This is a genomic window from Paludibacterium purpuratum (genome assembly GCF_004363805.1).
GTDB lineage: Bacteria > Pseudomonadota > Gammaproteobacteria > Burkholderiales > Chromobacteriaceae > Paludibacterium > Paludibacterium purpuratum.
This window is the reverse complement of the sequence record NZ_SNZP01000008.1, coordinates 151,560-178,062: the sequence shown is the minus strand read 5'-3', so window position 1 is coordinate 178,062 and position 26,503 is coordinate 151,560. Positions and strand designations below refer to the sequence as shown.

The 26,503-nt window shown below is 59.4% G+C and carries 29 protein-coding genes; 23 read left to right on the top strand and 6 right to left on the bottom strand.

Translation table 11 applies throughout. From position 1 onward, the window contains the following. From DFP86_RS11390 to DFP86_RS11320, 15 genes are all read left to right on the top strand, one after another. Positions 1 to 734 (top strand): flagellin N-terminal helical domain-containing protein (locus DFP86_RS11390; protein WP_133681363.1); only part of this gene is annotated, 734 nt, incomplete at its 5' end. Between the two features lie 207 nt (positions 735 to 941). Then, on the top strand, positions 942 to 1,787 hold the full coding sequence (locus DFP86_RS11385; RefSeq protein ID WP_133681271.1) for a flagellin N-terminal helical domain-containing protein: 846 nt from the start codon (positions 942 to 944) through the stop codon (positions 1,785 to 1,787). Between the two features lie 244 nt (positions 1,788 to 2,031). Then, complete coding sequence (locus DFP86_RS11380) at positions 2,032 to 2,880, top strand: flagellin N-terminal helical domain-containing protein (RefSeq protein WP_133681269.1); 849 nt, start codon at positions 2,032 to 2,034, stop codon at positions 2,878 to 2,880. A 360-nt stretch (positions 2,881 to 3,240) separates the two neighbouring features. Then, entirely contained in the window at positions 3,241 to 3,648 is a 408-nt protein-coding gene (locus DFP86_RS11375) for a flagellar protein FlaG (protein WP_133681267.1), read from the top strand. A gap of 33 nt (positions 3,649 to 3,681) precedes the next feature. After that, positions 3,682 to 5,061 (top strand): flagellar filament capping protein FliD, encoded by a 1,380-nt coding sequence (gene fliD, locus DFP86_RS11370; protein WP_133681265.1) that lies wholly within the window; start codon positions 3,682 to 3,684, stop codon positions 5,059 to 5,061. Positions 5,062 to 5,124: 63 nt separating this feature from the next. Further along, positions 5,125 to 5,559: a flagellar export chaperone FliS gene (gene fliS, locus DFP86_RS11365; RefSeq protein WP_133681264.1), complete on the top strand. Its 435-nt coding sequence runs from the start codon at positions 5,125 to 5,127 to the stop codon at positions 5,557 to 5,559. A 17-nt stretch (positions 5,560 to 5,576) separates the two neighbouring features. Continuing rightward, entirely contained in the window at positions 5,577 to 5,891 is a 315-nt protein-coding gene (locus tag DFP86_RS11360; RefSeq protein ID WP_133681262.1) for a flagellar protein FliT, read from the top strand. Positions 5,892 to 5,977: 86 nt separating this feature from the next. Further along, positions 5,978 to 6,343 (top strand): DUF2802 domain-containing protein, encoded by a 366-nt coding sequence (locus tag DFP86_RS11355; protein ID WP_133681260.1) that lies wholly within the window; start codon positions 5,978 to 5,980, stop codon positions 6,341 to 6,343. After that, on the top strand, positions 6,340 to 7,518 hold the full coding sequence (gene fliK / locus DFP86_RS11350; protein ID WP_133681258.1) for a flagellar hook-length control protein FliK: 1,179 nt from the start codon (positions 6,340 to 6,342) through the stop codon (positions 7,516 to 7,518). Before DFP86_RS11355 ends, fliK begins: the two co-directional genes overlap by 4 nt. Next, positions 7,493 to 7,840: an EscU/YscU/HrcU family type III secretion system export apparatus switch protein gene (locus tag DFP86_RS11345; protein WP_133681256.1), complete on the top strand. Its 348-nt coding sequence runs from the start codon at positions 7,493 to 7,495 to the stop codon at positions 7,838 to 7,840. Before fliK ends, DFP86_RS11345 begins: the two co-directional genes overlap by 26 nt. Before the next feature lie 56 nt (positions 7,841 to 7,896). Next, positions 7,897 to 8,781 (top strand): NAD(P)-dependent oxidoreductase, encoded by an 885-nt coding sequence (locus DFP86_RS11340; protein WP_243729369.1) that lies wholly within the window; start codon positions 7,897 to 7,899, stop codon positions 8,779 to 8,781. Then, positions 8,774 to 9,925 carry a glycosyltransferase family 2 protein gene (locus DFP86_RS11335; protein ID WP_133681254.1) on the top strand — a complete coding sequence of 384 codons (1,152 nt, stop codon included), beginning with the start codon at positions 8,774 to 8,776 and terminating at the stop codon, positions 9,923 to 9,925. The genes DFP86_RS11340 and DFP86_RS11335 overlap by 8 nt, the downstream gene beginning before the upstream one ends. Before the next feature lie 153 nt (positions 9,926 to 10,078). Then, positions 10,079 to 10,714 (top strand): hypothetical protein, encoded by a 636-nt coding sequence (locus DFP86_RS11330; protein ID WP_133681252.1) that lies wholly within the window; start codon positions 10,079 to 10,081, stop codon positions 10,712 to 10,714. A gap of 126 nt (positions 10,715 to 10,840) precedes the next feature. Continuing rightward, positions 10,841 to 11,476, top strand: a complete 636-nt coding sequence (gene pagP / locus DFP86_RS11325; protein WP_133681250.1) for a lipid IV(A) palmitoyltransferase PagP — start codon at positions 10,841 to 10,843, stop codon at positions 11,474 to 11,476. Between the two features lie 108 nt (positions 11,477 to 11,584). Further along, complete coding sequence (locus tag DFP86_RS11320) at positions 11,585 to 12,295, top strand: aspartate/glutamate racemase family protein (RefSeq protein WP_133681248.1); 711 nt, start codon at positions 11,585 to 11,587, stop codon at positions 12,293 to 12,295. A 9-nt stretch (positions 12,296 to 12,304) separates the two neighbouring features. Here the strand turns inward: DFP86_RS11320 and DFP86_RS11315 are convergent, their stop codons facing one another. After that, positions 12,305 to 12,694: a hypothetical protein gene (locus tag DFP86_RS11315; RefSeq protein WP_133681246.1), complete on the bottom strand. Its 390-nt coding sequence runs from the start codon at positions 12,692 to 12,694 to the stop codon at positions 12,305 to 12,307. Between the two features lie 174 nt (positions 12,695 to 12,868). Continuing rightward, positions 12,869 to 13,735, bottom strand: a complete 867-nt coding sequence (locus DFP86_RS11310; RefSeq protein ID WP_133681244.1) for a YicC/YloC family endoribonuclease — start codon at positions 13,733 to 13,735, stop codon at positions 12,869 to 12,871. A 169-nt stretch (positions 13,736 to 13,904) separates the two neighbouring features. Between DFP86_RS11310 and rph the strand changes: the two genes are divergently transcribed. Both rph and DFP86_RS11300 read left to right on the top strand, forming a co-directional pair. Continuing rightward, a complete protein-coding gene (gene rph / locus DFP86_RS11305; protein WP_133681242.1) occupies positions 13,905 to 14,624 on the top strand; it encodes a ribonuclease PH in 720 nt (239 codons plus the stop codon). A gap of 157 nt (positions 14,625 to 14,781) precedes the next feature. After that, entirely contained in the window at positions 14,782 to 16,065 is a 1,284-nt protein-coding gene (locus DFP86_RS11300) for a M64 family metallopeptidase (protein WP_133681240.1), read from the top strand. Positions 16,066 to 16,111: 46 nt separating this feature from the next. Here DFP86_RS11300 and DFP86_RS11295 read toward each other — a convergent pair whose 3' ends face one another. The 4 genes from DFP86_RS11295 to rstA form a co-directional block, all read right to left on the bottom strand. After that, positions 16,112 to 16,915, bottom strand: coding sequence for a trypsin-like serine peptidase (locus DFP86_RS11295; protein WP_133681238.1), 804 nt, complete (start codon positions 16,913 to 16,915; stop codon positions 16,112 to 16,114). Positions 16,916 to 16,957: 42 nt separating this feature from the next. Next, positions 16,958 to 17,149, bottom strand: a complete 192-nt coding sequence (locus DFP86_RS11290) for a hypothetical protein (protein ID WP_133681236.1) — start codon at positions 17,147 to 17,149, stop codon at positions 16,958 to 16,960. Positions 17,150 to 17,215: 66 nt separating this feature from the next. After that, positions 17,216 to 18,556 (bottom strand): two-component system sensor histidine kinase RstB, encoded by a 1,341-nt coding sequence (gene rstB / locus DFP86_RS11285; protein WP_133681234.1) that lies wholly within the window; start codon positions 18,554 to 18,556, stop codon positions 17,216 to 17,218. A gap of 7 nt (positions 18,557 to 18,563) precedes the next feature. After that, a complete protein-coding gene (gene rstA / locus DFP86_RS11280; protein WP_133681232.1) occupies positions 18,564 to 19,280 on the bottom strand; it encodes a two-component system response regulator RstA in 717 nt (238 codons plus the stop codon). Positions 19,281 to 20,053: 773 nt separating this feature from the next. Between rstA and cyoA the strand changes: the two genes are divergently transcribed. The 6 genes from cyoA (at position 20,054) to DFP86_RS11250 (ending at position 26,289) form a co-directional block, all read left to right on the top strand. Beyond that, entirely contained in the window at positions 20,054 to 20,992 is a 939-nt protein-coding gene (gene cyoA, locus DFP86_RS11275; RefSeq protein WP_133681230.1) for a ubiquinol oxidase subunit II, read from the top strand. After that, on the top strand, positions 20,992 to 23,037 hold the full coding sequence (gene cyoB / locus DFP86_RS11270) for a cytochrome o ubiquinol oxidase subunit I (protein WP_133681229.1): 2,046 nt from the start codon (positions 20,992 to 20,994) through the stop codon (positions 23,035 to 23,037). The genes cyoA and cyoB overlap by 1 nt, the downstream gene beginning before the upstream one ends. Positions 23,038 to 23,052: 15 nt before the next feature. Next, positions 23,053 to 23,658: a cytochrome o ubiquinol oxidase subunit III gene (gene cyoC, locus DFP86_RS11265; protein ID WP_133681227.1), complete on the top strand. Its 606-nt coding sequence runs from the start codon at positions 23,053 to 23,055 to the stop codon at positions 23,656 to 23,658. After that, positions 23,658 to 23,993 carry a cytochrome o ubiquinol oxidase subunit IV gene (gene cyoD, locus DFP86_RS11260; RefSeq protein ID WP_133681225.1) on the top strand — a complete coding sequence of 112 codons (336 nt, stop codon included), beginning with the start codon at positions 23,658 to 23,660 and terminating at the stop codon, positions 23,991 to 23,993. The genes cyoC and cyoD overlap by 1 nt, the downstream gene beginning before the upstream one ends. A gap of 8 nt (positions 23,994 to 24,001) precedes the next feature. Then, complete coding sequence (cyoE, locus tag DFP86_RS11255) at positions 24,002 to 24,889, top strand: heme o synthase (RefSeq protein ID WP_133681223.1); 888 nt, start codon at positions 24,002 to 24,004, stop codon at positions 24,887 to 24,889. A gap of 188 nt (positions 24,890 to 25,077) precedes the next feature. Continuing rightward, positions 25,078 to 26,289 carry an MFS transporter gene (locus tag DFP86_RS11250; RefSeq protein WP_133681221.1) on the top strand — a complete coding sequence of 404 codons (1,212 nt, stop codon included), beginning with the start codon at positions 25,078 to 25,080 and terminating at the stop codon, positions 26,287 to 26,289. Positions 26,290 to 26,503: the final 214 nt, after the last annotated feature.

Genomic DNA, 26,503 nt, shown 5'->3' with positions numbered 1-26,503 from the left:
TCAACAGCGCCGCGGACGATCCTGCCGGCATGGCGATTTCGCAAACCATGACCATGCAGATCAACGGTAACAACCAAGGTATCCGCAACGCCAACGACGGTATTTCGCTGGCGCAAACCGCGGAAGGCGCGTTGGGCCAAATTCAGAACAACTTGCAGACGATCCGTCAGATCGCGGTGCAGGCCGCCAACGGTACCATCAGCAACACCAACCGTTCGCAGCTGCAAACCGAAGTCGACCAACTGACGCAGGAGATCTCGCGTATCGTCCAGACCACCAACTTCAACGGCACGCTGCTGTTGTCGGGCGGTCAGAACATCACCTTCCAGGTCGGTGCTTCGGGTGTGGCCAATAACCAGGTGGTGGCCAGCGGTCTGGATCTGACCTCGGGTGTGACGAGCTACGCCAACAGCCTGACGGCGACCGGCACCATCAACATCACCACGTCGGGTAACGCTTCGGCAGTGCTGTCGGCACTGGATGCGGACATCAACACCATCTCGAACGACCGTTCGCAGCTGGGCGCGATCCAGAACCGCTTCCAAGCGGTGGTGGCGAACATGTCGAACTACGTGCAAAACCTGGCCGACTCGCGCAGCCGGATCGTGGATACCGACTTCGCGGCGGAAACCGCCAACCTGACGCAGAATCAGATTCTGCAACAGGCCGGTACCGCGATTCTGAGCCAGGCCAACCAAGTGCCACAGGCCGCATTGACCTTGCTCAAGGGCTAACGCAAAGCTGACTGCAGCCCCCCGCGCCCCGCCTTGGTGACAAGGCGAGGCGCTTGATTTCAAATCAAATACGAAAAAAATAGGTTTTTATCTAAAGTTCCTGGCCCCCCTGCCGATAAGAGGATAGGCGCGGAAGATTTGTATCCGCCTTCGGTGGGGGTCGCTGAGGCAGTTACCGCCGGGTAATAGACTCGATGGAGATCAAAAATGGCTATTTATGTAAACACTAATATTGCGTCGCTTAATGCGCAGCGCAACCTGTCGAACTCGACGGATTCCCTGAAGACCTCGCTGCAACGCTTGTCTTCCGGTCTGCGCATTAACAGCGCCGCGGACGATCCTGCCGGCATGGCGATTTCGCAAACCATGACCATGCAGATCAACGGTAACAACCAAGGTATCCGCAACGCCAACGACGGTATTTCGCTGGCGCAAACCGCGGAAGGCGCGTTGGGCCAAATTCAGAACAACTTGCAGACGATCCGTCAGATCGCGGTGCAGGCCGCCAACGGTACCATCAGCAACACCAACCGTTCGCAGCTGCAAACCGAAGTCGACCAACTGACGCAGGAAATCTCGCGTATCGTTCAGACCACCAACTTCAACGGCACGCTGCTGTTGTCGGGCGGTCAGAGCATCACCTTCCAGGTTGGCGCGTCCGGTGTGGCCAATAACCAGGTGGTGGCCAGCGGTCTGGATCTGACCTCGGGTGTGACGAGCTACGCCAACAGCCTGACGGCGACCGGCACCATCAACATCACCACCTCGGCCAACGCTTCGGCAGTGCTGTCGGCACTGGATTCGGACATCAACACCATCTCGAACGACCGCTCGCAACTGGGTGCCGTTCAGAACCGCTTCCAAGCGGTGGTGGCGAACATGTCGAACTACGTGCAAAACCTGGCCGACTCGCGCAGCCGTATCGTGGACACCGACTTCGCGCAGGAAACCGCGAACCTGACGCAGAATCAGATTCTGCAACAGGCCGGTACCGCGATTTTGAGCCAGGCCAACCAAGTGCCGCAGGCCGCACTGACCCTGCTCAAGGGTTAATCTGATGTAAATTTGGTCACCGCGACATGACAACATGTCGTGGTGACTCTCCATTTTTATCGCAAAGCTTGCGTCTATGCGATTCTGCTTGTATTGTTCACCATGATAGGCGGTACCTGGAATGGCTGTCTGATCTCCTTGGGGTATGCTCAATGGAGTTCCGTCGAAACGGAAGGATGACAGTCTCGCTAGTGCAGTGCTGGCAAAGTCCGCCGGGTTAAGCCCGACTCGATGGAGAACAATAATGGCAATTTATGTCAATACCAACATTGCTTCGCTGAACGCGCAGCGAAATCTTTCCTCGTCTACCGAATCTCTGAAAACTTCGCTGCAACGCTTGTCGTCCGGTCTACGGATCAATAGCGCGGCAGACGATCCTGCCGGCATGGCGATCTCGCAGTCGATGACGACGCAGATCAACGGCAATGAACAGGGTATCCGCAACGCTAACGACGGTATTTCGCTGTCGCAGACTGCCGAAGGCGCGCTGGGCCAAATTCAGAATAATCTGCAGACGATTCGTCAGATCGCGGTGCAGGCCGCCAACGGAACCATCAGCAACACCAACCGCTCGCAGCTGCAAAGTGAAGTCGATCAACTGACGCAGGAAATCTCCCGCATCATTCAGACCACCAACTTCAACGGCACGCTGCTGTTGTCCGGCGGTAACTCGATCACTTTCCAGATCGGCGCGTCGGGTGTCGCCAATAACCAGGTGGTGGCCAGCGGTCTGGATCTGACTTCGGGTGTGGCGAGCTACGCCAACAGCCTGACGGCGACCGGCACCATCAACATCACTACGTCAGGGAACGCTTCGGCCGTGTTGTCGGCACTGGATGCGGATATCAACACCATTTCGAACGACCGTTCGCAACTGGGCGCAATCCAAAACCGCTTCCAGGCCGTGATCTCCAATATGTCGAACTATGTGCAAAACCTGAAAGATTCCCAGGCGCGCATTATCGACACCGACTTCGCGTCGGAAACCGCTAACCTGACGCAGCAACAGATTCTGCAACAAGCAGGCACGGCGATTTTGAGCCAGGCCAACCAGGTGCCGCAGGCTGCACTGACCCTGCTCAAGGGGGGCTAAAAAACCTGGGGTTAGCAATTGGGCCACGATTCCTTACCGTTTCGTGGCTATTTTCGTTTTAAGGGCGTGGCATAAATTAAACAGAAAAAAAATGCACACGATCCTAAAGTTATGCTGTGGGTTGCCGATAAAGAGTTAGGCGGGCTGCATTTGCGCATGCCCGAAAGAAATGGTGCGGCTATTATTCGGCTTTGAATTGAAAATAAAATTTGCTCGAACCCTTAGACGGTAGGGAATCGCAGCATCGGCCCAGTGTAGCCAGCCTAGCCTTTCTGACAGTGCATGATGTCAGGAAGAAGGCAGTGCAACTTCAAGACTTCATCCGGTTATCGGATGTTGGTCTTGCGATAGGAGGCCATCATGCAAGTGAACCCATTGTTGAGCAATTTGGTGCCCACGCCGCAGCCCGTTCAGCCGCCCGCCCAGGCGGCGGCCAGCACGCAACAGGCGCCGGTGCAAGCTCAAACCGCGGCAGCCGTGAGTGCCGTCGGGCAAAGCCAAGATGCGTCTACCCAGGCGGATAGCACCAAGAAGCAGAAAGTCGACGAAAAGGCATTGAACAGCGCGGTCGATCACTTGAACGAGACCGCCAAGTTGTTCAATACTGAGCTGCAATTTTCGGTTGATCCTTCGACTGGCCGCAGAGTCGTCAAGGTGACCGACAGTACTACCGACGAAGTCATTCGCCAGATCCCGGCCGAGGATGTGTTGCGGCTATCCAAAGCCATCGACGATTTCAAGGGATTATTGGTCAAAGACAGTGCCTGATCCGTATCGTGGTCATTCAGGCAGGAGAGTTTGATGGCAAGTTCCTCTATCACCTCGTCGACCGGTCCGCTCGACGTGCAAGGGCTTGTTTCGCAATTGATGAATGTTGCGAAACAGCCCTTGAATCGCATGAATCAGCAGGTTTCGACTTATAGCAGCCAAATTTCGGACCTTGGCGCGTTGAGTTCGGATCTGACGGCGTTTCAAGGCACCTTGTCCTCGCTGTCCTCCGGGCAGTTCATCAATACATTCAAGGCGACCAGCAGCAATACGGCGGTGTTGACCGCCACCGCTACGTCGTCGGCCAACCCGGGCATCTACAACGTGACGGTCAACAACTTGGCGACCGCACAGAACCTGGCATTCACTGGGCTGGCCAACGAAACCGCGAGTCTTGGCAACAGCGCCGATACCTTGACCTTCACTTTCGGCGATGGCAAAACGGCGACGGTAGCCCTCGCGGCCAATAGCTCGCTCGATCAAATCAGCAATAGCATCAATTCCGCCGGTATCGGCGTCAGTGCCAGTGTGGTCAAGGCCGATAATAGCGCCACGCCTTACCGGTTGGTATTGACCGGCAACTCGGTGGGGGCGGACAAGGCATTCAGCACGTCGACTTCCGGTGGGCAGGCGGCGTTGTCGTTCATGAGCTTCAATGCCGCCGCCGCCGTAGATGGCACGGGAAAAATCACGGATAACCGCCTGACCGCGAGCGCCATGGATGCGAGCCTGGTCGTCAACGGCCTCACGCTGACCAGCTCGAGCAATACGGTGACCTCTGCGATCAACGGCGTCACGCTCAATTTGACCCAGAGCGGTGCCACCACCATGACCGTGGCCTCGGATAGCGCGGCGATCCAGGCGAAGGTACAAGGTTTTGTCGACGCCTATAACAAGGTCGCCAACGATACCAGCATCCTATACAAAGGCGATCTGAAGGGTGACTACACCCTGGTGAATTTGCAGACCGAACTGGTCAAGATTCTCAATACGCCGATTTCCGGTGCGGATGGCTCTAACACCATCGCCTATTTGGCACAGGCCGGGATTTCGCTGCAAAAAGACGGCAAGCTCAAGCTGGATGCGACGGCACTGAATACCGCGATCACCAACAATCCGACCGCGGTGACCAACCTGTTCGGCAACAGCAACCAGGATGGCTTCGCGCAACGTTTCAATAGCACCATCAATAATTTTCTCGGACCGACCGGGCTGGTTACCACGCGAACCAATACGCTCAATTCGCAGAGCAAGGCGGTGAAGGACAAGGTCGACCAGGAAAAGACGAGGATGGATATTGTGCAGGCCGGCTATCTGGCGCTGTATACCAAACTCAACTCTTCGCTGATGAGGATGCAGCAGACCAGCACTTCGCTGACCTCCATGCTGTCGTCGATGACAGCCAATAAATAATATCGGGCAGGGGGCACTACATGTGCCCTTAGCCTGGATCGTAATCAGGAATATCGGGTAGACATGAAGAACACCCTGGCAATGCAGCAGTTGAAAAAGGCCTATCAAGACGACGCGCTTGAGGTCGCCGTGTATGGTGCCAGCCCCGTCGGGCTGATCGTGCTGCTGTACGAGGGGGCCATCCGTGCCATCAACCAGGCCAAAGTGCTCATGGCAAACGAACGGCATGCCGAGAAGACGCAGATGATCAACAAGGCATCGGATATTGTCGAAGGTCTGCGCGTGGCGTTGGACCACAGGCATGATGCCAATTTGTCGTTGAACCTCGAGGATCTGTATATCTACGTCAAGTTCCGGCTCGGCGTGGCCAATATGAAGAACGACCCGGACATCCTCGACGAAGTGGCCAACCTGCTGGGCGTGATCCTGCCCGCTTGGCAAGAGGTGGCAAAAACGCAGCATGCCGGCGAAGCCTCCCGGCCGCAAGCCTCGGTCTGACGACGGAGGCATCGACTATGGAAATGAATCCCCTACGCGAGACGGCTCAGCAGTTCGTCACTTATACCGATGCCATGCTGGTGGCAGCGCAGCAAGGGCGTTGGGAGGATTTTCTCTTGGTCTTCGAAGCGCGCGAAGCGCAGATGGTGGTGCTCATCGAGCAGGCCGGCGAGGCGTTGTTGCGCCATTTTCCCGACTTGGAAGGCGATTTCCGTCAAGCTCTGGAAAAGAATCACCGGATCGAAACGCTGATGGCAGCCCGCCGGGACGAACTGGGCGAGGAGTTGTCTTCCGTCCAACAGCAGCGGCGGCTGCGCATGACGTACCGCTAGCCGTTCATCGTCCTGCCGGGTCTTTTCCTTGGGTTATTGCCGCAGGCCTCTTAGAATCAGAGAAAGATCGCCTGGGGAGGTTGTCCATGTCCGCACTCGCTCTCTTCGCCAGTAATGCCATCATGTTCGGTGTGATTCTCGCGCAAGCATGGTATTTCCATCGCCGTTTACGCCGGTTGGAGCGCGAGGGCGATCGCGTCACCGCGCTTTACATCGAGCAATTACAACGCCAGATCAGCGTGCAGCAGCGCGATCTTCTGCAATTGGCCGACAGGATGGAGCGTCAGCAAACCAAGCCGATGGCCGATGGGGCCGCCGCCTCGCCGTACAAACAGGCGATCGAATTGATCCGCCAGGGCATGGGGGCCGCCGATGTGGCACATCGTTGCGGCATCTCGCGCAGCGAGGCCGAGTTGATCCTGTCGCTGTATCGAAATAACTCGACTTCATGATTCCCGTTCAACCACCCAACCTCGCGAGCCCGCTCAGTCCTGGCGCTATTTCCCCTCTCAAATTACTGACCGAGGGCGACCGGGCGTTGCTCGACGCCACGATCCTGCCCGCCAAGTTGCCGAATCTGGTGCTTGGGGAGCAGGTGAGTGCGCGTATTGCCGAGCAACTCAGCAACAACCAGGTCGCCGTACTGATCAAGAACGCCTTGTTCACGCTAACGCTGCCGCCAGGGATCCAACCCAAGGGAGACACGCTCAACTTGCGGGTCGTCAGCCTGAAGCCCGGGCTGAGTTTCGCTTTGCAAGACAGCGAGGCGGGTGCGGATGGCAAGGAAAGTTCGGTTCAGGTCGATCTAAGCCCGGCCTCGCGCTATTTGACGCGCTTGTTATCCGCGGCCAACCAGGACGATGCCGGCGGTGCCGGAGCAGGTGGGGCCGGCGGGGCCGGTAAGGCGCAGACACCGGATGCGGCTGCGCAAAATGGCAAGCCCGGCCTCGATGCCGCACAAACTGCGCTGAAGAATGCCGCCGCCGGGGCCAATTCGAATCCGTTGTTGAAACAGTCTTCGGCGCAAGCCGGCGAGCCGGTGGCGTTGAATGCGCGCGACCAGCATCCGGATCAGGTGGCGGGTTCGCTCAAGCAGGGCGTGGAAAACAGCGGCCTGTTCTATGAATCGCATTTGAAAGCTTGGGATCAAGGCAAGCTGCCGTTATCGCAACTGCAGCAGGAGCCGCAGGCCAAGCTTGGCCAGACGCTGGCGCAGGATACGCCGGAGGCGCACGCGAGCGTGCTGCCCCAGCTTGGCAATATGGTACAGCGGCAGCTCAATGCGCTTGAGGGGCAACAAGTGCCGCTGCAGGGCTTCGCCTGGCCCGGTCAGCCGATGCAGATGCTGATCCAGTCGGAACAGACCGACGAGCGTCAGGGGCATGGCGAGAGCGAGGCACATGCCTGGACCTCCCAATTGTCGTTGAACCTACCGATAATGGGGGGCGTTTCCGCCCGGGTTCGCCTGGTCGGCAAGGCCGTTCAGGTCTCGTTCGTTACTGAAGAAGCCGCCGCTGGCGGCATGATTCAACGTCACAGCCAGAAACTGGTGGACGGTCTATCTGCGGCCGGCCTGGATCTGGCCACTCTGTCGATCAAGAATGAAGAAACCCAATCCGAAAGCTGATCCCGCGCGTCTCTCGGCAATAGCCCTGAGCTACAAAGAAGGCGCGCCAGCACCGCGCGTGGTGGCCAAGGGATATGGCCAGACGGCCGAGCGTATCATCGAGCGCGCCCGTCAAGCTGGCGTGTTCGTGCACGATTCACCCGAGCTGGTGTCGTTGCTGATGCAGGTCGACCTCGACGAGCAGATTCCCCCTGAACTGTATCGGGCCGTGGCCGAGGTACTGGCTTTTGTCTATTACCTGGAAAAACAGGCAGCGGGGCAGAACTTCGAGTTGAATGCCTGGCTTGCGCCACCCGGCCCCGCCATTTTGCCTTCCTCCTGAATGCCTATCATTCTTCTGTTGGATATAATGATCTCCACCTCTTTTTGGAATACATCATGTTGAAAGTCGGTTACATCGGCCTGGGCATCATGGGGCGGCCCTGTGTCCTTAATTTGTTGCGTGCCGGGTTTCCGGTCGCAGTCTGGGCGCGCCATCCCGAGCGCGCGCGCCAAGTACTGGATGCCGGGGCAACCTGGTGCGACAGTGCGGCCCAATTGGCCGGCGAAGTGGACGTGTTGATTACCAATCTGTCGGATACGCCGGATGTCGAGCAGGTGCTGTTGGGCGAAGACGGGTGTGTGCAGGGTGCCCGACCAGGGTTGGTGTGCGTCGATATGAGCACGATCGCGCCGTTCGGTGCGCGGCGTATCGCCGAGCAGTTGGCCGCGCATGGCGTGGATTTCCTCGATTGCCCGGTCTCCGGGGGTGAGGTGGGCGCCGTGAATGGCACGCTCACCATCATGGTGGGAGGCAAGGAAAGCGCGCTGGAGCGCGTCCGGAGCGTGTTGGCCGCCATGGGGCAGACCATCACTCGCATCGGCGATTCGGGGGCAGGGCAGGTCGCCAAGGCTTGTAACCAGATCGCCGTCGGTGTCGGTGTGGCGATGGTGGCCGAGGTGATGAAGTTGGCACGCGCTTGCGGTGTCGATCCGGTTCCGGTGCGGCAGGCCTTGCTGGGCGGTTTCGCCGCCAGCCGGGTACTGGACGTACATGGTCAGCGGATGATCGACGACAATTATGCGCCGGGTTTCAAAGCCTCCCTGCACCTTAAGGACATGGGGATCGTGCTGGATTGCGCGCATGAGCTGGGTATCGAGCTGCCGCAGGCCGAGCGCGTTACCGGCCTGATCAAGCGGTTGGTCGAGCAGGGCGATGGCGAGTTGGATTCCGCGGCTATCGCTCGCTTCATTCTGAATAGCGAAACGACGCCGTGTGAATGAGCTGCCGACCCCGCCAGGCAACCATCAGCTTGAGCATGTCCTGGCATTGACCGAGTATGCCCGGCGGCACGGGGAGGACCCTCTGGCCGCTCGCGCCGCTGTCTGCCGGGTGTTCGGCCTCGACGGCGATTTGAACGACGAGCTATTGCTGTATGCCATGCTGCTGCTGTCGGCTCAGCGCCTGCCGCAGGCGCGCGAGGTGTTGACGCAAGTCGCGCTGGGAGACCCCAGCAAGATCGCGGCGGTTTACGCCATCCTGGCGTCGGTGTTCAAGTACTTCAATGCGGGGCTGCCGATTGCCGAGTTGGCCGGCTTCGCCATCGATCCGATGCTGCAGATCTATCAGGCACACCCGCAGGATCCGGCGGCAGTGGCGGCAATGCTCGATATGTTGTTGTACCTCGGCTTGCCGAAGGAGTGCGATCAAGTTCTGGCACAGTCGGGCTCGCCGCGCTATGCCGCCGAGGCCGCGGAGTTGGCGGCGTATCGTTGGCGGCTGGAACACTACCGGGATGAATGCCGTCTGTCCGTGGTGCTGCTCACCTACCGCCGCCCGGCACTGCTGCGCCACACCCTGCGCGCTTTGCGGGCAGCGCTTGTCGAAACGGATGTCGAGGTGATTGTCGGGGTGAACGACGATCTGCTGGAAACGCGGCAGGTGTTGCAGGAGGAGCCGGTCGATCGGGTGCTATTCGGCGCGGGCAATATCGGCATCGAATTCTACAAGCAGGTTTTCGCCGAGGCGCGGGGCGAGTTCATCATCGAAATCGACGACGACATTGTTGGCTTCCCCGCGGGGTTCGATCGTCAACTGATCGACTGCCTGAATGCACGGCCCGATCTGGGCCTGGTGGGTCATTGGCCGATCGGGTTCGTCGACGCGCAAAACGGCGCGTCGATCGAGCCGGCGCCCTCTTTTCATGTCAAAGACCTTGTCGCCGGCCTGCCGTTCGGCTTCGGACCGGTGGCAGGCGCTTGCGCCGGGCTGCGCCGGCATGATTTTCTCGCCATCAACGGTTTTGCTCGCGGTACCCTCAGCCATGTCTCGGGCGAGGAGCCGCAGATGATTCGCAAGCTGGCATTGCACGGCAAGCTGTCGGGCGTGATTTTCGACCAGGGACTGCAGGTTTACCAGAATGGCTGATCGCCTGGATTCGGGGCGATCATTGCGATACGGATAGTCTTTTTCGAACAAAATCGGTTTTCTTATCATTAATTTTTGCTACAAATTGAAAATGTACCAACTATAAAATAATCATCTGGCTGCTCACGTTTGAGCGGCTCCCAGGGGCATCGCATGAAAGTGATTCTCGCCGAAGGATTGCATCAACATCTTCCTTCCATCAAGGTACATGTGCTCGTCGCGCGAGCCATCGATCTCGACGTGCTGCGTTTCTTTCAGGTGATCCCGCCAGTGCTCGATCCGGATCATGTCGAGTCGCTGATCATGCGCTGGCAGGCATTTCATCGCCAATGGCTGGGCAACGGGCGCGAGCAAAGCGCCCTCGAGAATCTGTTGCGTTGTGTGATGAACGAGTGCTTTTCCCCATCTCTGCCGCTGAGCGATATGCATCGCTATGCCTCCTTGCTGGCGATGGCGCCGATCAGCGCGTATGCGCTACAAACGCTGCACGGCGGTTTGAGCCTCGAACTGGCTCAGTCGGATGACGTTCGGCCCTTGGCCGAGCTTGCGCCGGTCTGGTGCGATGGCCGACAACAACAGGCCTGTCGGATCCTGGGCGGTGACCTGGTGGAAGGTTATGGCCTACAAGATGGCACTTGCGACATCGTGTTCGTCGGCGAGCAACCCGATGCCGACTTTCCCTCGCCGGAACGGGGTATGCGTTACTTGTACGCGACGCTGTTCCCGCTGTGCACCAGCCTGCAAAGTGGCGTGTTGGATGTCGAGAATCCACGTCTTTGGCTTGAATAACGAATAACATTACATTTTTTATTGAACTATTCGAGAAATTGATGCTCTTACCCTGTTTTTAGGTCGACTGGGTTCGGCATCGCGCCGGCTCATCCTTTGTGCACAAATCGAATATCAAGTGGTGTCATGTTTCATTCTTCTTTTTCCTTGCCGATGGTCGCGTTGAGTGCCGCCTGCCTACTGACGGCGCCACTCGTCGCCAAGGCCGACGCTTCCTCGCCAGCCGCCTCCTCGCCAGCGACTGCTGTTTCCGTTGCCCCCGCTTCTGCCGGCACCACGTCGTCGACCGACAGTGGCTGGTGGCAACAGGTGCGCAATGAGGCGAGTCAGACCTGGGATTCGGATCGTTACGAACTCTATCTGCCGCTGCACACCTGGCATAACCGCCGCATGTACACTGCGGAGAAAATCGCCGAGTACAACGAGAACCCCTGGGGTCTGGGGTTCGGCAAATATCGTTACGACGACCAGGGAAACTGGCATGCGTTCTATGCCATGGCTTTTCTGGATTCCCATAACCGGGTCGAGCCGATTGCGGGCTACGGCTATGAAAAAATCTGGCATCCGGCCGAAGGCTGGCGTCTCGGCGCGGGCTTCACCGTGGCGGCGACGGCACGTCAGGATTATGGGTACTACCCGCTACCGCTGATCCTGCCGCTGGTGTCTATCGAATACGGACACTTCGCGCTGCAGACCACCTACGTACCCGGCTCCAAGGGCAACGGCAACGTCCTGTTCACTTGGGCGCGCTGGCAGTTCTGAGCGCATAGGGGGGGCATCAGCCCAATATTGACGTCTCCCGCGAGACTGCCATGCCCATGGTCTTGGAAGTGGTAATATTATAAATTCATTGCATTAAGGGGCGCCGGCATGCGCCATCGCAGAATCGGCATCATTGGCGGACTGAGTCCCGAGTCCACCGTCAGCTACTACCTGCATCTAACCCGGCGCTACGTGGCGCTCGCCGGCGATGACAGCTATCCGGAAATCCTGATCTACAGTGTAGATCTGCAGAAATACCACGACTGGCGCGACCTCGGTCGCTGGGATTTGATCGCCGAGGAACTGGCTGGCATTGCCAACCGCCTGCAGGCGGCAGGCGCCGAGCAAGGCTTGATCGCGACCAACACCATGCACAAGGTGTTCGACGAGGTGCAGGCGCGCACGGCTCTGCCTTTGCTGCACATCCTCGATCCGGTCGTGGCGGCTATCCAGGCCGCTGGCCTGCGCGAGGTGGCCTTGCTCGGTACGCACTTCACCATGGCCGAGACGTTCTATAAGGATCGTCTGGCACGGCATGGCATCGCCTGCCTGGTGCCCGACACAAAGGGCCAACAGCAGCTGCACCGCATCATCGTTACCGAGCTGACACGCGGTATTCTGAGCGATGCTTCGCGCGAAGTGTACCTGCGCACCATCGACCAACTGGCTGCCGATGGTGCGCAAGGCGTGATTCTCGGCTGCACAGAGATCCCGCTGTTGATCCGTCAAGTCGACTGCGCGCTGCCGCTTTTCGACACCGCCACCCTGCATGCCGAGGCCGCATTGCAACTGGCACTGAGTGGCGAGACTGTTGTCTGAAATAAGCGCTCAGCCGAGTTGGGTACAAGGCAACGCTAGTTCGCATCGCTCGCGGATGGCGTTGAGGCTACGAGCGGACAACAACGGCGCCTGCCAGGCGGCGTGATATTCCCCGATCAGCGGCGATTGGGTTTCTTGCAGATACTCGAATACCTGGCGGTGCGTTGGGTTGGACGCTTGCAGTCGCGTCAGTAACCCGACCAGGCTGCGGGCCTCGTTTTCCGCCAGCATGATCGGTCGGTAGGGTTCTTGCCGTGGCTGGATGATGTTTTTGAATCGGGCCGGCTTATGCCCCAACTTGGCCGCGACGTCCAACAGGCTGTCTGCATGTACCAGTCTTTCGAGTGCGGCGCTTAGGATAACCGCCGCGAGATCCGAAGAATGAGCAAGAGAATTCATCGTGTGTCCATACGGGTCGGGTTGAAATGCAGGGTCTGACTTCGTCGATGGCAAGGGGTTCGGACACTGGCGATTCTGCTGAACTAAAGGATGGGTGCCCGCAGCCGGGAACTCACGACAAAAAGCCCGCGTCGTTACGCGGGCTTGGCGCTGCGAGCGTGAAGAACCCTAGGGTTACTCGATGTTTTGAATCTGCTCGCGCATCTGTTCGATCAGTACTTTGAGTTCGACCGAAGCCTGGGTGGTTTCCGCCGAAACCGACTTGGAGCCCAGTGTGTTGGCTTCGCGGTTGAGTTCCTGCATCAGGAAGTCGAGCCGCTTGCCGGCCTGGCCGTCGGCCTTGAGGATGCGGCGTACTTCGGTCAGGTGCGTGGTCAAGCGCGTCAGCTCTTCGTCCACGTCGATCTTCTGCGCGAACAAAGCGAATTCTTGCTTGATGCGGTCGTCGTCGATGTTGCTCAGCGCTTCGCGCAGTCGGCCGGACAGCTTGGCCATATACGCGTCGAGAATTTGCGGAAGCTTAGGTTTGACCGAGGCGACGATGCTCTCCATGCCTGCCACGCGCTCCAGCAACAGCGTCTTGAGCTTGTCGCCTTCGCGCGCCCGCGAGGCGTTGAAATCGGTCAATATCGTCGCCAGCCCTTCCAGGCACAATTGTTGCAGCACCTCGGGTGCCAATTGGTTGGATTTCAACACGCCCGGCCAGCGCATCAGTTCGCCGACCGACAAGCTCTTGCCTTCCTTTGCCAGGCGTTGCACTTCGCCTGCCGCAGTGAGCAGCGCTTGCAGATACTCGGTGTTGATTTCCAGCGTTGGTGCACCGCTATCGAGCTGATTCAGTCCGACGCGGCATTCCAATTTGCCGCGCGATACTTTGCTGGAAATCAGTTCGCGCATTTGCGGCTCGATGATGCGTAGCTCTTCCGGAAGGCGCATCTGGATATCGAGATAGCGATGGTTGACCGCGCGTAGCTCAAGGCTCAGCATGCCGCCCGGAAATTCGCGATTGGTCGAGGCAAAGCCTGTCATACTCAAAATCATTTTAGGGCTCCCACACAAGGCGTTTTATAGAAGTCGGGCCCGAATGGCTTTTTGCAACGTGAAGCAATCCGGGCTACAGCACTATAGCAAGCCCCCCGTGCCGACTCAATCCGCTTACTGGTTGCCAGCGGTATAATCCGTTTGATTTTTTGACTAGAGAAGACCCTCCATGAGAGCCGAAGACCGTTCCGATGCCGCCTTGCGCCCTGTGCGCTTAACCCGTCGTTTCACTCGCCATGCCGAAGGCTCGGTACTGGTGGCGTTCGGCGATACCCAAGTGATTTGTACCGCCAGTATCGAAGAAGGCGTACCCGGTTTTCTCAAGGGAAAGGGCCAGGGCTGGGTGACGGCCGAATATGGCATGTTGCCACGTTCGACCGGTAGCCGCATGCGACGTGAGGCTGCCGCCGGTAAACAGTCGGGCCGCACCCAGGAAATCCAGCGGCTGATCGGCCGCTCGCTGCGTGCCGTCATCGACTTGGCCAAGCTTGGCGAGCGCCAGATTCTGATCGACTGCGATGTGATTCAGGCGGATGGCGGCACGCGTACCGCCAGCATTACCGGCGCCTATGTCGCGTTGGCCGATGCCGTTGGCTGCCTGCTGCGCGAGGGCAAGCTCAGCGACAACCCCTTGCGCGAGCATGTGGCCGCCGTGTCGGTCGGCATCGTCGACGGCCGCCCGTTGCTGGATCTGGACTACATCGAGGATTCCGGCTGCGAGACCGACATGAATGTCGTTATGACCGGAAGCGGACGCTTTATCGAAATTCAGGGTACGGCGGAGGGGGAACCGTTCAGTCGCGACGAGATGAATCGGTTGCTGGACTTGGCCGGGCAGGGCATCGCCGAGTTGATCGTATTACAGAAACAGGCACTGGCCGCCGCCTGAGCGGCGTGATTAAAACGGTCGTTGCATAGTTCAGTAGACGAGGAAGAACAACCAAACCAAACGCCAGCAGGACAGTGGCTTTTGCCTCGTATAGTGAGTGAACCGGGTGCCATGGACGCATGGCATTTTCGTTCATGCCCTGAATGGGGAATTGCCAATGAAGTGTTTTTTCTTGCTGCTGTGGCTGGCTGTGGCCAGCCCGATGCTTTATGCCGCCGATCATTTGCTGTTGCGCGTCAAGCAGAGCAATACCAACGGTACCAGCGACTATGAACTGGTCTATGCCCAGCGTGGCCAGTTTGCCGCATCCATCGGCCCGGCCGTAACCGGCGCTTCGTACATTGTCCTGACAGGGTACGACCGTGACGGTAAGGCGCTGTTTAGCGCCAGCGTGCGCAATCAGGACATTTTGCATGCCGAGTCCTTCGACCCGGACACCAATCGGATCGAGTCGGCACGCGATGTGCTACGGCCGACAACTTATTTCGAGGTGCGCGTGCCGGATCGCCAAGATCTGGCGTATGTGCAGGTGGTATCCAAAGCAATTTCTGGCCAGGGGGACAGGACGAACACCGTCAGCAAGCGCTTCAATCGTTCACAAATCGAAACGCTGCTTGGCAGCGTGCCTAGCCCCAGCCAGGCGCACCGCGCTGTGTCGCTCTATCACAGCGGTTCGCCATCGCGGCGCATGGATGTCGTTTTGATCGGCGACGGCTATGCCCGCGCCGATCAGGGCAAATGGCAGGCTGACGCGCAGAAGATTGCCCAGGGGCTGTTGGCCGATTCGTTGTTCAAGGCCAACCGGCTCAAACTCAATATCTGGCGCGTGGACGTGGAGAGCCAGGATTCGGGCGTTTCCGAACCGGATCAGGGGATCTACAAGCGTACCGCCTTGGGCTCGTCGTTCAATTGCGATGGCATCGCCCGCTTGTTGTGCGCCGACGACCAGCGGGTTTATCAGGCGGTGGGCGCCGCCACCGCGGCCGATGCGCGCGACCTGATCGTGGTGGTCGCCAATTCCCCCAGATATGGCGGCTCGGGTGGCGGCATCGCGGTCATGAGCATGCATGAGAAGGCGATCGAACTCGCCTTGCACGAGATCGGCCATACCGCGTTCGGACTCGCCGACGAATACGACTACGGCACATGCGCCAACAATGTCGAACCGAGGGAGCCCAATGTCACCACCCGTACCGAACGCACCGGTAAGTGGGGGGCACTGATTCCGCGCGACGTGCCGGTGCCGACGGCACCGGGCGCCTATCCGGTCGGGACGGTGGGGCTGTTCGTCGGTGCGCGTTACTGCGTGCAGGGCATGTATCGGCCGACCGAAAACTCGCGCATGCGCGTGCTGGGTCAGCCCTGGTACGCAGTCAACGAGCGTGCGGGCAATGCGGTGTTCGCAGGCTACGTGCATGCCGCGGAGACACAAGGCGAATAGAACGGGGGTGGGATTTCGCGGGGACGGGCGCCTAGGCGCCCGTCTTTCATTTTTGCTGGATGAAACGCTGCAGCGAGTTGTTGAACGCCGGCGCCATCAGCGACATATTGTCGGCGCGGTAACGATCGATGGCATTCGGCGCCGAGCTTTGGATAGCGATGATCACGGTCTTGCCGTCGATGGTGGCCAGCATCGGCGAACCGCTGTCGCCCGGCAGGGTGTCGCAGCGATGACCGAGCCGGCCGTCGCGATGCAACTCGGTGGCCAGGCAGTTTTTGTGCGCCATCAGAATGCCTTGGGTATCTTCCGGATAGCCGGCATGGAGTATGCGCTTATGGATTTTGGCCAGTGCCTTGCCCAATTCGGCGCGGTTACCGCTGAACACCGGCAGGAAGCCATAGGTATTGCCCAGCGGCTCGGCCAGACGGATGAAGGCGTAGTCGTAGCGCGCCACGCTTTCCGGGACGTAGACGCCGTCGCGCTTGTGGATCAGGCCGCGCAGCAGTTGGCGATTGACCATCACCTTGGTGATGGTCACGCGTTTGGCGTAGCGCTCGCCTTTGAGGCCGATCGTGAAATCCTGCGCCGGGTCGAGTTGGCCGCGTGGGTTGACGAAGCAGTGGCCGGCGGTCAGAGCGACATCGGGCGCGACGAGTGTGGCGGTACACTGCAAGCCCCCCATGGTCTGCAGGCGTCCGATGGTTTGCCACGGCATGCCGGATGGCCCGACGGGCACGCGGTCGTCCTTGCCGAAAAACAGAGTCAGTTGCTCGTGGGTGAGTTTATGGGCGGCGACAGGCAGGCTGCAGGTCAGGGTTGCCAGCGCCAGGCCCAGTAAACGCAAATTCATGCAGAACTCCGAAGCAAGCAGGGCAGGCCCTGCACAGAAAACTTATTTTGCGGTGGATGCGGCGCCGGTGACCGCTTTTTTGCTAGGCAAGGTCGCGGTCTTGGCTTGCTTGACGACGCGATGCTTCGCAGTGGTGCGGTGGATCGGAACCGGGGCAGAGGCATCCTCCGCCATGGCGGATAGGGATACGCAGGTCAACAGCACCATGGTGATCGGCGCAAGTCGTCTTTTCATCGGGCAGAATCCTCTTGTGAAGGTCTGCCGACACCCCCGCAGGGTATTCGGCATGTTGGATTCATGCTAATCATCGCCCTTAGGAGCGTCTAGGCGCTGTTTGTTTCCCCGTGTAACTGAATGTAAAAGCAACCCTTCCGGCCAACTGAAGATAAAGCGCGCACCACCTTCCGGCGACGTGTCGATGCGTACTTGGCCGCGATGCGCCCGTGCAATGCGCTCGACGATCGCCAGGCCCAGGCCATGGCCGCCGGTACTACGGTGGCGGCTGCTATCGAGTCGGACGAAGGGGGAGAATACCCGGTCGCGATCCTCGGGTGGAATGCCGGGGCCGTCGTCGTCGACGATCAGCACATGCTGGCCCTTTTCCAACCGTAACGAGACCCGTACCAGTGTGTTGGTGTAGCGACGAGCATTGGAGAGCAAATTATCCAGCACGCGGGTCAGCAAGTGATGGTCGGCGGTGATGGCCTCGGCATCGGCCTCCAGCGGCAGTCGAACCCAATTCAATTCGGGCGCCAACGACACCTGGCCGGCAATGCGGTCGTCCAGCCAGCCCGCGGCGTTGAAGGTACTGGGCGTCAGCGGCGCCTCGGGCCGGTCGAGTTTGGCATGCAGCAGCAGCTCCTCGATCAGCTTGTCGATTTCGTCCAGGTCGCGCGCCATCGCCTGATGGGCCGGCGAGTCCGCGTCCTCCGTCAGTTCCAGCCGATAGCGCAGCCGAGCCAACGGTGTGCGTAGTTCGTGCGCCACGGCATTGGTCAGCGCTTTTTTACTGGCGAGCAGTTCGGCGATGCTGTCGGCCATGCGATTGAAGGCCTGCCCGACCCGGCGTACGCCGGAACTCTCCGGCAGCCGTGCCCGGGCGGTGAAATGTCCGTGAGCCAACCGGGTGGCGGTCTGCTCCAGCGTCATCAGGTCGCGCCAATGGGGCCGCATCCACAACAACACCGGGAACGCCAGCGACAGCCCGATCAGCACCAGCAGGGCATAATCGAACCACTTGAGTTGGTGCAGGAAGAACAAGTAGCGCAATGGGCCGGCAACCAGCACGTAGTCGCTGTTTTCGATCTTCTGCAGGAATAGGTAGTTGTTCTCCAGCATGACAATTTCGCCGCGCGCCAACGCGGCACGCGAGGCATCGTCCAGGTCGTAGGCACTTTCGCGTTCCAGTTTGACGTGGAAGGTGAAGCGGTGATCGTCCTGGGAGAGCTTCTCCAGCCATAGCTCCTGCGGTACGCCGCGCAACTCGGTTTCTATCAGCGACAGGGTGGTGCGCAGCAGATCCGACAGGTAGCGTTCGCCGACTTTATCCACCGCTTGCTTGTACACGACCCCGACCAGGATCACCGCCACCAAGAAGCAGCCGATCAACAGTAGGTAGAACTGGATGAACAACTTGCGCATCGTGCGCTCACTCCCAGCCGGACAACGAGAACAAGTAACCCTTGTTGCGTACGGTCTTGATACGGAACGGTTCGTTGGGGTTGTCGCCCAGTTTCTTGCGTAAACGCGAAATCGCCACGTCGATACTGCGATCCAGACCGTCGTAGCTGACGCCGCGCAGCGATTTCAGTAGGGTCTCGCGTTTCTGGATTTCGCCGGCATGGCTCGCCAGTAGCCATAACAGGTCGAAGTCCGAGGTCGATAGCACGATTTGCTCGCCGGTCAGCCAGACGTCGCGGTTGACCGGGTCGATGGTCAGTTGGCCGAAGATGCGCTTTTGCGGCAAAGTCGCCGCCGGCTCCGACGGTGCGGCCATCGCGCTACCGGAATGGCGCAACTGGGCGCGTAGCCGGGCCACCAACACCGAGGGCGGCGTGGTTTTGAGAATGTAGTCGTTGGCACCGAGTTCGAGGCCGAGAATCTGATTCATGTCGCTGTCAAGCGAGGTCAGCATTACGATCGGGCCGTGGAATTGCGGGCGCAGTTCGCGGCAAATGGTCAGACCATCTTTGCCGGGCAGCATGATATCGAGCAGCACCAGATCCGGGTTTTCGCGCGCGATGGTGTCCATCGCGGTATCGCCGCGCGAGTCCACCACCACATCCATTTCATGGCGGGACAGGAAGTCGCCGATCAGGCCGGCCAGTTCCGGATCGTCTTCGACAAACACCACGCGGTGGGCCATTTCTTGCTCCAGGCATTGCAAACCCTGCAAGTATCGCGCGTGTGACGTATCGGCTCAACCGTTGCGGAAGATAAATGCCTACGGAATATTCGCTCAGCCGGGCGAAGGCAGGGCATTCGTCGCGCCATTTGGCGGGTCGGCGCGATCCGTAAAAAGCCGTCGACAGCCGCTAGGTGCGGCGACGCAACAAAAGTGTTCAATGGAAATGTAACAAATTGCAACGGCCGGAATTTTTTGTCCGACAAGTGCGCCAAAGGCTTGGGGCTGCTACGATTTTGTGGGGATTTTGTCGTTGACGCGCATCAATATTCTTGCTGGAAATGCGGATTTTTCCCTAATCGACAGACAGCGTGCTCTTGATCCGACTAGTTAGAACTGAGTTAATACGCGACAAACCGGTGTTTATATCACGACAGTGTCAAATGGGGAAAGTGGCTTGCTAGCAAGCCGGACGGCTGTCGCGGGATGTTCGTGTTTGCCGAAATGCCTGTAGCAAATTGTTACGTCACCGCTCGCGCCGAGCAGTGAATTTTCTGCTGTCACGTCATCATTTCGAGAACGTCGGAGACACGTTCCGATCCAACATCACCAGGCGTCCACACAACGCCGGGAACCGGATAACAAGAATAGCGCGGCGGCGGGTTCGATTAGGAGTCACGCCACCGCTGAGTCCCCTGGGAAGCAAACGACAAAGCCCGCGGTCCGGCCAGGTTCTGGCGCGCTGGGCTCTGTGCCCCGCGTCAAAAGTTTTTTTTAACCTGTGAAGTCGCAAGATGAGAAACTGTAGCCCCCCCCGCCTGTTGCGGTGGCTCTCGCCCTTTGCGCTTGCCCTGCTCTCTGGTTGTCAAGGCGGTATCCTTGACCCGAAGGGCCGGATCGCGGCCGACGAGAAGTCCCTGATCATTACGGCAACCCTGCTGATGCTGTTGGTCGTGGTGCCGGTCATCGTCCTGACCCTGGTGTTTGCCTGGAAGTATCGCGCCAGCAACGCCAACGCCACCTACACCCCGAAGTGGGCGCATTCCACCAAGCTTGAAGTGGTGGTCTGGCTGATTCCGATCGTCATCGTTTCTTTCCTGGCCGTACTGACTTGGCGCACCACGCACCAACTCGATCCGTACCGTCCGCTCTCTTCCGACAAAAAGCCGGTGAAGATCGAGGTGGTGGCGCTGAACTGGAAATGGCTGTTCATCTATCCCGAGCTGAATATCGCCACTGTCAATCAGATCGCTTTCCCCAAGGATGTGCCGGTGGATTTCCGCATTACCTCCGACACGGTGATGAACTCGTTCTTTATCCCGCAATTGGGCGGGCAGATCTACGCCATGGCCGGCATGCAGACCCAACTGCACCTGATCGCCGACGAGGCGGGGACGTACAAGGGGTTTTCGGCCAATTACAGCGGCGCCGGTTTTTCCGGTATGAAATTCGATGCCGTCGCCACCTCGACCCCGGCCGATTTCGACAAGTGGGTCGCGCAAGTTCGCGCCAACGCCAAGCCTCTGGACGTCGACGCTTACCGCAGATTGGCCGTGCCCAGCGAGAACCATGCCGTGGCGTACTATGTCGCCCCGACCCCGCAATTGTTCGATGCCGTCGTGCATAAGTACATGGCGGGCCGAACCTCGCTCGCCCTGTCTGACGATGATATCAAGCTGGCCGCGCTGACCAAGCGTCTATGCGCCCCGGCGGCAGCAAGGAGTGTGAATTGATGTTGCTCGGTAAACTGACTCTCGACGCCATTCCCTATCACGAGCCCATCATCATGGGCGCGCTTTCCGGCGCCGGCCTCGTCGGGCTGGCGCTGATGGCGCTAATCACCAAGTACGGCAAGTGGGGCTACTTGTGGAAAGAGTGGCTCACCTCGGTCGACCACAAGAAAATCGGCGTGATGTACATCATTGTGGCGATGATCATGTTGCTGCGCGGCTTTGCCGACGCACTGATGATGCGCGCCCAACTGGCCATGGCCACCGGTGGCCACCTCGGCGTTTTCCCCCCTGAACACTATGACCAGATCTTCACCGCCCACGGTGTGATCATGATCATCTTCATGGCGATGCCGTTCATGACCGGGCTGATGAACATCGTGCTGCCGCTGCAGATCGGTGCGCGCGACGTGGCCTTTCCGTTCTTGAACTCGCTGAGCTTCTGGCTGCTGACCTCGGCGGTGATTCTGGTCAACCTATCGCTTGGCGTGGGTAACTTCGCTCGCACCGGCTGGGTTGCCTATCCGCCGCTGTCGGAGTTGGGCTTCAGCCCCGACGTCGGGGTCGACTACTATACCTGGGCGCTGCAGATTTCCGGCATCGGCACCACGCTCACGGCGATCAACTTCCTGGTCACCGTGATCAAGATGCGAGCGCCGGGCATGAAGCTGATGCAGATGCCGATCTTCACCTGGACCTGCACTTGGGCCAACGTGCTGATCGTCGCCTCGTTCCCGATCCTGACCGGTGCACTGGCGATGCTGTCGCTCGACCGCTACCTCGGCTTCCACTTCTTTACCTCGGAAGCGGGCGGCAACGCCATGATGTATCTGAACCTGTTCTGGGCCTGGGGCCACCCCGAGGTCTACATCCTGGTGCTGCCGGCCTTCGGCATCTTCTCCGAAGTGGTGTCCACCTTCACCGGTAAGCGCTTGTTCGGCCATACCTCGATGATCATCGCCAGCGGCGTGATTTCGGTGTTGGGCTTCATGGTCTGGCTGCACCACTTCTTCACCATGGGCTCGGGTGCCAACGTCAACGCCTTCTTCGGCATTGCGACCATGGTGATCTCGGTGCCGACCGGGGTGAAGTTGTTCAATTGGCTGTTCACCATTTACCGCGGCCGGCTGCGCTTCGAAACGCCGATCTTCTGGACGCTGGGTTTCATGGTGACCTTTTCCATCGGCGGTATGACCGGTGTGCTGATGGCGGTGCCGGGCGCCGATTTCATGCTGCACAACAGCCTGTTCCTGATCGCCCATTTCCATAACACCATCATCGGCGGCGCCGTGTTCGGTTACCTGGCCGGCTTCACCTTCTGGTTCCCCAAGGTGTTCGGCTTCAAGCTGAACGAACGGTTGGGCAAGGCCGCATTCTGGTTCTGGCAGTCCGGTTTCTACTTCGCCTTCATGCCGTTGTACGTGCTGGGCTTCCTCGGCATGACCCGTCGTCTGAACCACACCGACAATCCGGCTTGGACGCCATGGCTGTACTTGGCCTGCGTCGGCGCGGTGTTGGTCGCGTGCGGCATTGCCTGCCAGTTGCTGCAGATCGCCGTCAGCCTGCGCGATCGCAAGAAGGCGCTCGACGTGAATGGCGACCCATGGAACGGCCATACGCTGGAATGGTCGACTTCATCGCCGCCGCCGTTCTACAACTTCGCCAAGTTGCCGGTCGTGCATGATATCGACGCCTTCACCGACATGAAGGAAAAGGGGATCGCCTACCAGGTGCCGACGTCCTACGAACCGATCCATATGCCGAGGAATACCGGCGTCGGTGTGGCCATCGGCGGCTTCACCACGATTCTAGGGTTTGCGTTGATCTGGCATATCTGGTGGCTGGCGGCCGCCGGCCTGGTCGGCATCGTCGGCAGCATGCTGGTTCGCGCTTTCGACGACAACCTGGACTACTACGTGCAACCGGATGAAATCGAGGCCATCGAGCGCGAGCGCTTCGAACGCATCGGTATCGACGTGGATGCCTATAGCGAACGCGTCCCTGAGCCTAAGCGCAGCAGCGACGTCGAACCGGCCACCTTGGTGTAAGGGCTAGGAGTAACCATGACTAGTTTAAATCAAGCGCTCGGCCATGACGGCCACGCGCACCACGATAGCGGCGAGCAGAAAGTACTCGGTTTCTGGTTCTACCTGATGACCGACTGCATCTTGTTCGCTACCGCCTTTGCTTCCTATGCGGTGTTGTATCGCAATACCGCCGGCGGCGTGTCGGGTAAGGACATCTTCGAGCTGCCTTACGTGCTGTTGGAGACCGCGGCGTTGTTGCTGTCCAGTATCACCTACGGCTTCGCCATGATAGCCGGCCATCAGGGCCACAAGCGCGGCGTATTGGCGTGGCTGGCGGTGACCTTCCTGTTCGGCGCCGCCTTTATCGGCATGGAAGTCAACGAATTCCATCACCTGATCGCCGAGGGTAACGGCCCGAACGTCAGTGCCTTCCTGTCGTCGTTCTTCGGTTTGGTCGGCCTGCACGGCCTGCACGTGACCGCCGGTCTGCTGTGGATGGCGGTGATGATGTTCGAAGTGATCAAGACGGGCTTGACCGGCCGCGCATTGACCCGGCTGAACTGCCTGAGCCTGTTCTGGCACTTCCTCGACATCGTCTGGATCTGCGTCTTCACTGTGGTGTACTTGAAGGGAGTCCTGTGATGAGTCACGCACATGAACACGCCGCCGACCACGGCAGCGTCAAAAGCTATCTGGTGGGGTTTGCCCTGTCGGTGGTGCTGACGGCGATCCCATTCTGGATGGTGATGAGCGGCAACTTTACCCGCCAGGCGGCGACGGTGGGCATCTTCGTGTTGGCGGTGGTGCAGATTCTGGTGCATCTGAAGTATTTCCTGCACCTCCATTTGCGCGATGCCCAAGGCAAGCTCAACACGTTCTCTTTCATCTTCACGGCCATGATCATCGTGATGCTGGTCGGCCTGTCGGTGTGGATCATCACCTCCGCCGACGTGCTGATGATGCGTGCGGTCGAGTGAGGCCGGCGTTGAAGCTCAAACGCTATTGGCTGGTCGTCAAACCCGGCATCCTGTTCGGCAACCTGATTTCGGCTGCCGGCGGGTTTCTGCTGGCGGCGCAGGGGCGCATCGACTGGGCGCTGATGCTGGCCACCCTGGCGGGGTTATCGCTGGTGGTGGCCTCCGGTTGCGCTTTCAACAACTGCATCGACAGCGATATCGACGCCAGGATGGCACGCACCCGCACGCGCGTGCTGGTCACCGGCGTCATGAGCCGCAAGGCCGCGCTGGCGCATGGCGGCGTGTTAGGCATCGCCGGTTTCGCACTGCTGTGGTTTGGCGCCAATCCGCTGGCTTTTGCCTGTGCGCTGTTCGGTTTCGCGGTCTATGTCGGCGTCTATAGCCTGTATATGAAGCGCCGCTCGGTTTACGGCACGCTAGTCGGAAGCTTGTCCGGTGCCGTGCCGCCGGTGGCCGGCTATTGTGCGGTGACTGGCCGTTTCGATAGCGGAGCGCTGATTCTGCTGTGCATGTTCAGCTTATGGCAGATGCCGCATTCCTATGCTATTGCCATCTTCCGCCTGCAGGATTACCAGGCGGCGCGCATCCCGGTGTTACCGGTGGTGAAGGGCATCGATCGGGCCAAACAGCAGATCGTGCTCTACATCCTGGCGTTCGCCGTGGCCACCGTTATGCTGGCGGTTGGCGGGTATGCCGGCTACGGCTATCTGGCGGTGGCTTGCGCCACCAGTCTGTGGTGGCTGAAGATGGCGCTCGCGGGTTACCGCCAAAGCGTGGATGAACGGGTCTGGGCGCGCAAGGTGTTCTTCTTTTCCATCATCACCATTACCGCGTTGTCGGTGATGATGGCGCTCGATGGCCAGCCGCACGCCATGGGTGGGCTCGTCGTCGTCTGATCTCCGCCGCCTCTCCAGCGCCACACCAGGGCCGGACGTTGATAAAACGTCTGGCCCTTTGTTTGAAAAATCGACGGCAATCGGCCATTAAGATCCGCAATCATTATAAAATGCCAACTTGTTGTCATTGCATTTTATAAAAAATAGCCATTTTGACAGCCGGCGGCGCCGGAATGTGATACACGCCAATGAACGATCCGAGAAGTGCTGCATTCGCCCCCGAATCGGCTGCCGCCGAGGCATCTCGTCGTTCCCGTTCCTTGCTGGCGGCCTCAGGCGCCCATGCGGTGCATGATGGACTGACCGATTTGATCTATGTGCTGTTGCCGATCTGGCAGGCGCAATTCGGCATCGGCTACGCACAGATTGGCCTGCTACGCGGCAGCTATTCGGGGATGATGGCCGGCTTTCAGTTGTTGGCCAGCCGAGCGGCGAGACACTGGGGACGGGCGCGCATGTTGGTGGCGGGGACGGCGCTGGCCGGCATCGCCTATTTGATCGCCGGCCAGGCCGGCGGTATGGCGGTTCTGCTGGTCGCCCTGTTGCTGGGCGGCCTGGGCGCCAGCGTCCAGCATCCGCTAGCCGCTTCCCTGGTCGCCGATGCCCATGAGGGTGGGGGCGGGGGGAAACAGGCGCTGGCGCAGTATAATTTTGCCGGCGATATCGGCAAGACGCTGATTCCGGCGCTGGTGGGGCTGTTGCTGACGGTGGCCAGTTGGCGGACCACTGTCAGTTTGATGGGCTTGCTGGGCCTGGCCGCGGCAGGCTTGCTGTGGTGGCTCATTCCGGTTCGCAGCGATACCGGCCCTGGCCTGGCCAAGGCGGCGAAGGCCGCGGGAGGGCCGGGCTCGGCCAGTGGGATGCGTGCGCTGCTGCTGACCGGCGCGCTGGACAGCGCGGTGCGGATGGGGTTTCTCACCTTTCTGCCCTTCCTGTTGAAAAGTAAGGGAGCGGGCACGGCCGGCATCGGCTTGGCGCTCTCGCTATTATTTGTCGGCGGGGCTTTCGGTAAGCTGTTTTGCGGCTATCTGGGCGCGCGCATCGGCATGATGAAAACGGTATGGCTGACGGAGTCGGCTACCTCCTTGCTGATCCTGTTGGCGCTATGGTTGTCCTTGACTGGGACGATGGTCATGCTGCCGCTGCTCGGCTTAGCTTTGAACGGTACCTCTTCGGTGCTGTATGGCACGGTGCCGGAGCTCGCCGGCGCGGGAAGCAAGCGAGATCATGCCTTCGCGCTGTTCTATACCGGTACCATCGGCGGCGGCGCGTTGTCCCCCGTGTTGTTCGGCCGCCTGGGCGATATGGCCGGTGCGCCTGTTGCGGTGATGGCTCTGGCCGCCGTTTTGCTGCTTACCCTGCCATTGGCGTGGCAGGTGCAGCGGGGTTTGAAAGGCTGATGACGGGCTTTGCGGAAGATTATCTTGCCCTTTCGCTTGACCCGCGTATGGGCGAAATAGGATAATTCTGCGTTTTTTCAAATGCTTAGTCATCATGGCCATCCAGGTGGCGGGGCCGTTCCGCAAAGAGTCCGGATGAGCGTGAGATCCCTAAAATGTGGCAGTCTTTGTCGTGCCAAAGTGACGAAAATGGGCGGAAATCAGCCGGAATGAA

What these genes read in the sequence shown, in the direction of transcription:
- DFP86_RS11385 (WP_133681271.1), top strand. Translation starts at nt 942, where the DNA reads ATGGCTATTTATGTAAACACTAATATTGCGTCGCTTAATGCGCAGCGC.
- DFP86_RS11380 (WP_133681269.1), top strand. Translation starts at nt 2,032, where the DNA reads ATGGCAATTTATGTCAATACCAACATTGCTTCGCTGAACGCGCAGCGA.
- DFP86_RS11375 (WP_133681267.1), top strand. Translation starts at nt 3,241, where the DNA reads ATGCAAGTGAACCCATTGTTGAGCAATTTGGTGCCCACGCCGCAGCCC.
- fliD (WP_133681265.1), top strand. Translation starts at nt 3,682, where the DNA reads ATGGCAAGTTCCTCTATCACCTCGTCGACCGGTCCGCTCGACGTGCAA.
- fliS (WP_133681264.1), top strand. Translation starts at nt 5,125, where the DNA reads ATGAAGAACACCCTGGCAATGCAGCAGTTGAAAAAGGCCTATCAAGAC.
- DFP86_RS11360 (WP_133681262.1), top strand. Translation starts at nt 5,577, where the DNA reads ATGGAAATGAATCCCCTACGCGAGACGGCTCAGCAGTTCGTCACTTAT.
- DFP86_RS11355 (WP_133681260.1), top strand. Translation starts at nt 5,978, where the DNA reads ATGTCCGCACTCGCTCTCTTCGCCAGTAATGCCATCATGTTCGGTGTG.
- fliK (WP_133681258.1), top strand. Translation starts at nt 6,340, where the DNA reads ATGATTCCCGTTCAACCACCCAACCTCGCGAGCCCGCTCAGTCCTGGC.
- DFP86_RS11345 (WP_133681256.1), top strand. Translation starts at nt 7,493, where the DNA reads ATGAAGAAACCCAATCCGAAAGCTGATCCCGCGCGTCTCTCGGCAATA.
- DFP86_RS11340 (WP_243729369.1), top strand. Translation starts at nt 7,897, where the DNA reads ATGTTGAAAGTCGGTTACATCGGCCTGGGCATCATGGGGCGGCCCTGT.
- DFP86_RS11330 (WP_133681252.1), top strand. Translation starts at nt 10,079, where the DNA reads ATGAAAGTGATTCTCGCCGAAGGATTGCATCAACATCTTCCTTCCATC.
- pagP (WP_133681250.1), top strand. Translation starts at nt 10,841, where the DNA reads ATGTTTCATTCTTCTTTTTCCTTGCCGATGGTCGCGTTGAGTGCCGCC.
- DFP86_RS11320 (WP_133681248.1), top strand. Translation starts at nt 11,585, where the DNA reads ATGCGCCATCGCAGAATCGGCATCATTGGCGGACTGAGTCCCGAGTCC.
- DFP86_RS11315 (WP_133681246.1), bottom strand. Translation starts at nt 12,694, where the DNA reads ATGAATTCTCTTGCTCATTCTTCGGATCTCGCGGCGGTTATCCTAAGC.
- DFP86_RS11310 (WP_133681244.1), bottom strand. Translation starts at nt 13,735, where the DNA reads ATGATTTTGAGTATGACAGGCTTTGCCTCGACCAATCGCGAATTTCCG.
- rph (WP_133681242.1), top strand. Translation starts at nt 13,905, where the DNA reads ATGAGAGCCGAAGACCGTTCCGATGCCGCCTTGCGCCCTGTGCGCTTA.
- DFP86_RS11300 (WP_133681240.1), top strand. Translation starts at nt 14,782, where the DNA reads ATGAAGTGTTTTTTCTTGCTGCTGTGGCTGGCTGTGGCCAGCCCGATG.
- DFP86_RS11295 (WP_133681238.1), bottom strand. Translation starts at nt 16,915, where the DNA reads ATGAATTTGCGTTTACTGGGCCTGGCGCTGGCAACCCTGACCTGCAGC.
- DFP86_RS11290 (WP_133681236.1), bottom strand. Translation starts at nt 17,149, where the DNA reads ATGAAAAGACGACTTGCGCCGATCACCATGGTGCTGTTGACCTGCGTA.
- rstB (WP_133681234.1), bottom strand. Translation starts at nt 18,556, where the DNA reads ATGCGCAAGTTGTTCATCCAGTTCTACCTACTGTTGATCGGCTGCTTC.
- rstA (WP_133681232.1), bottom strand. Translation starts at nt 19,280, where the DNA reads ATGGCCCACCGCGTGGTGTTTGTCGAAGACGATCCGGAACTGGCCGGC.
- cyoA (WP_133681230.1), top strand. Translation starts at nt 20,054, where the DNA reads ATGAGAAACTGTAGCCCCCCCCGCCTGTTGCGGTGGCTCTCGCCCTTT.
- cyoB (WP_133681229.1), top strand. Translation starts at nt 20,992, where the DNA reads ATGTTGCTCGGTAAACTGACTCTCGACGCCATTCCCTATCACGAGCCC.
- cyoC (WP_133681227.1), top strand. Translation starts at nt 23,053, where the DNA reads ATGACTAGTTTAAATCAAGCGCTCGGCCATGACGGCCACGCGCACCAC.
- cyoD (WP_133681225.1), top strand. Translation starts at nt 23,658, where the DNA reads ATGAGTCACGCACATGAACACGCCGCCGACCACGGCAGCGTCAAAAGC.
- DFP86_RS11250 (WP_133681221.1), top strand. Translation starts at nt 25,078, where the DNA reads ATGAACGATCCGAGAAGTGCTGCATTCGCCCCCGAATCGGCTGCCGCC.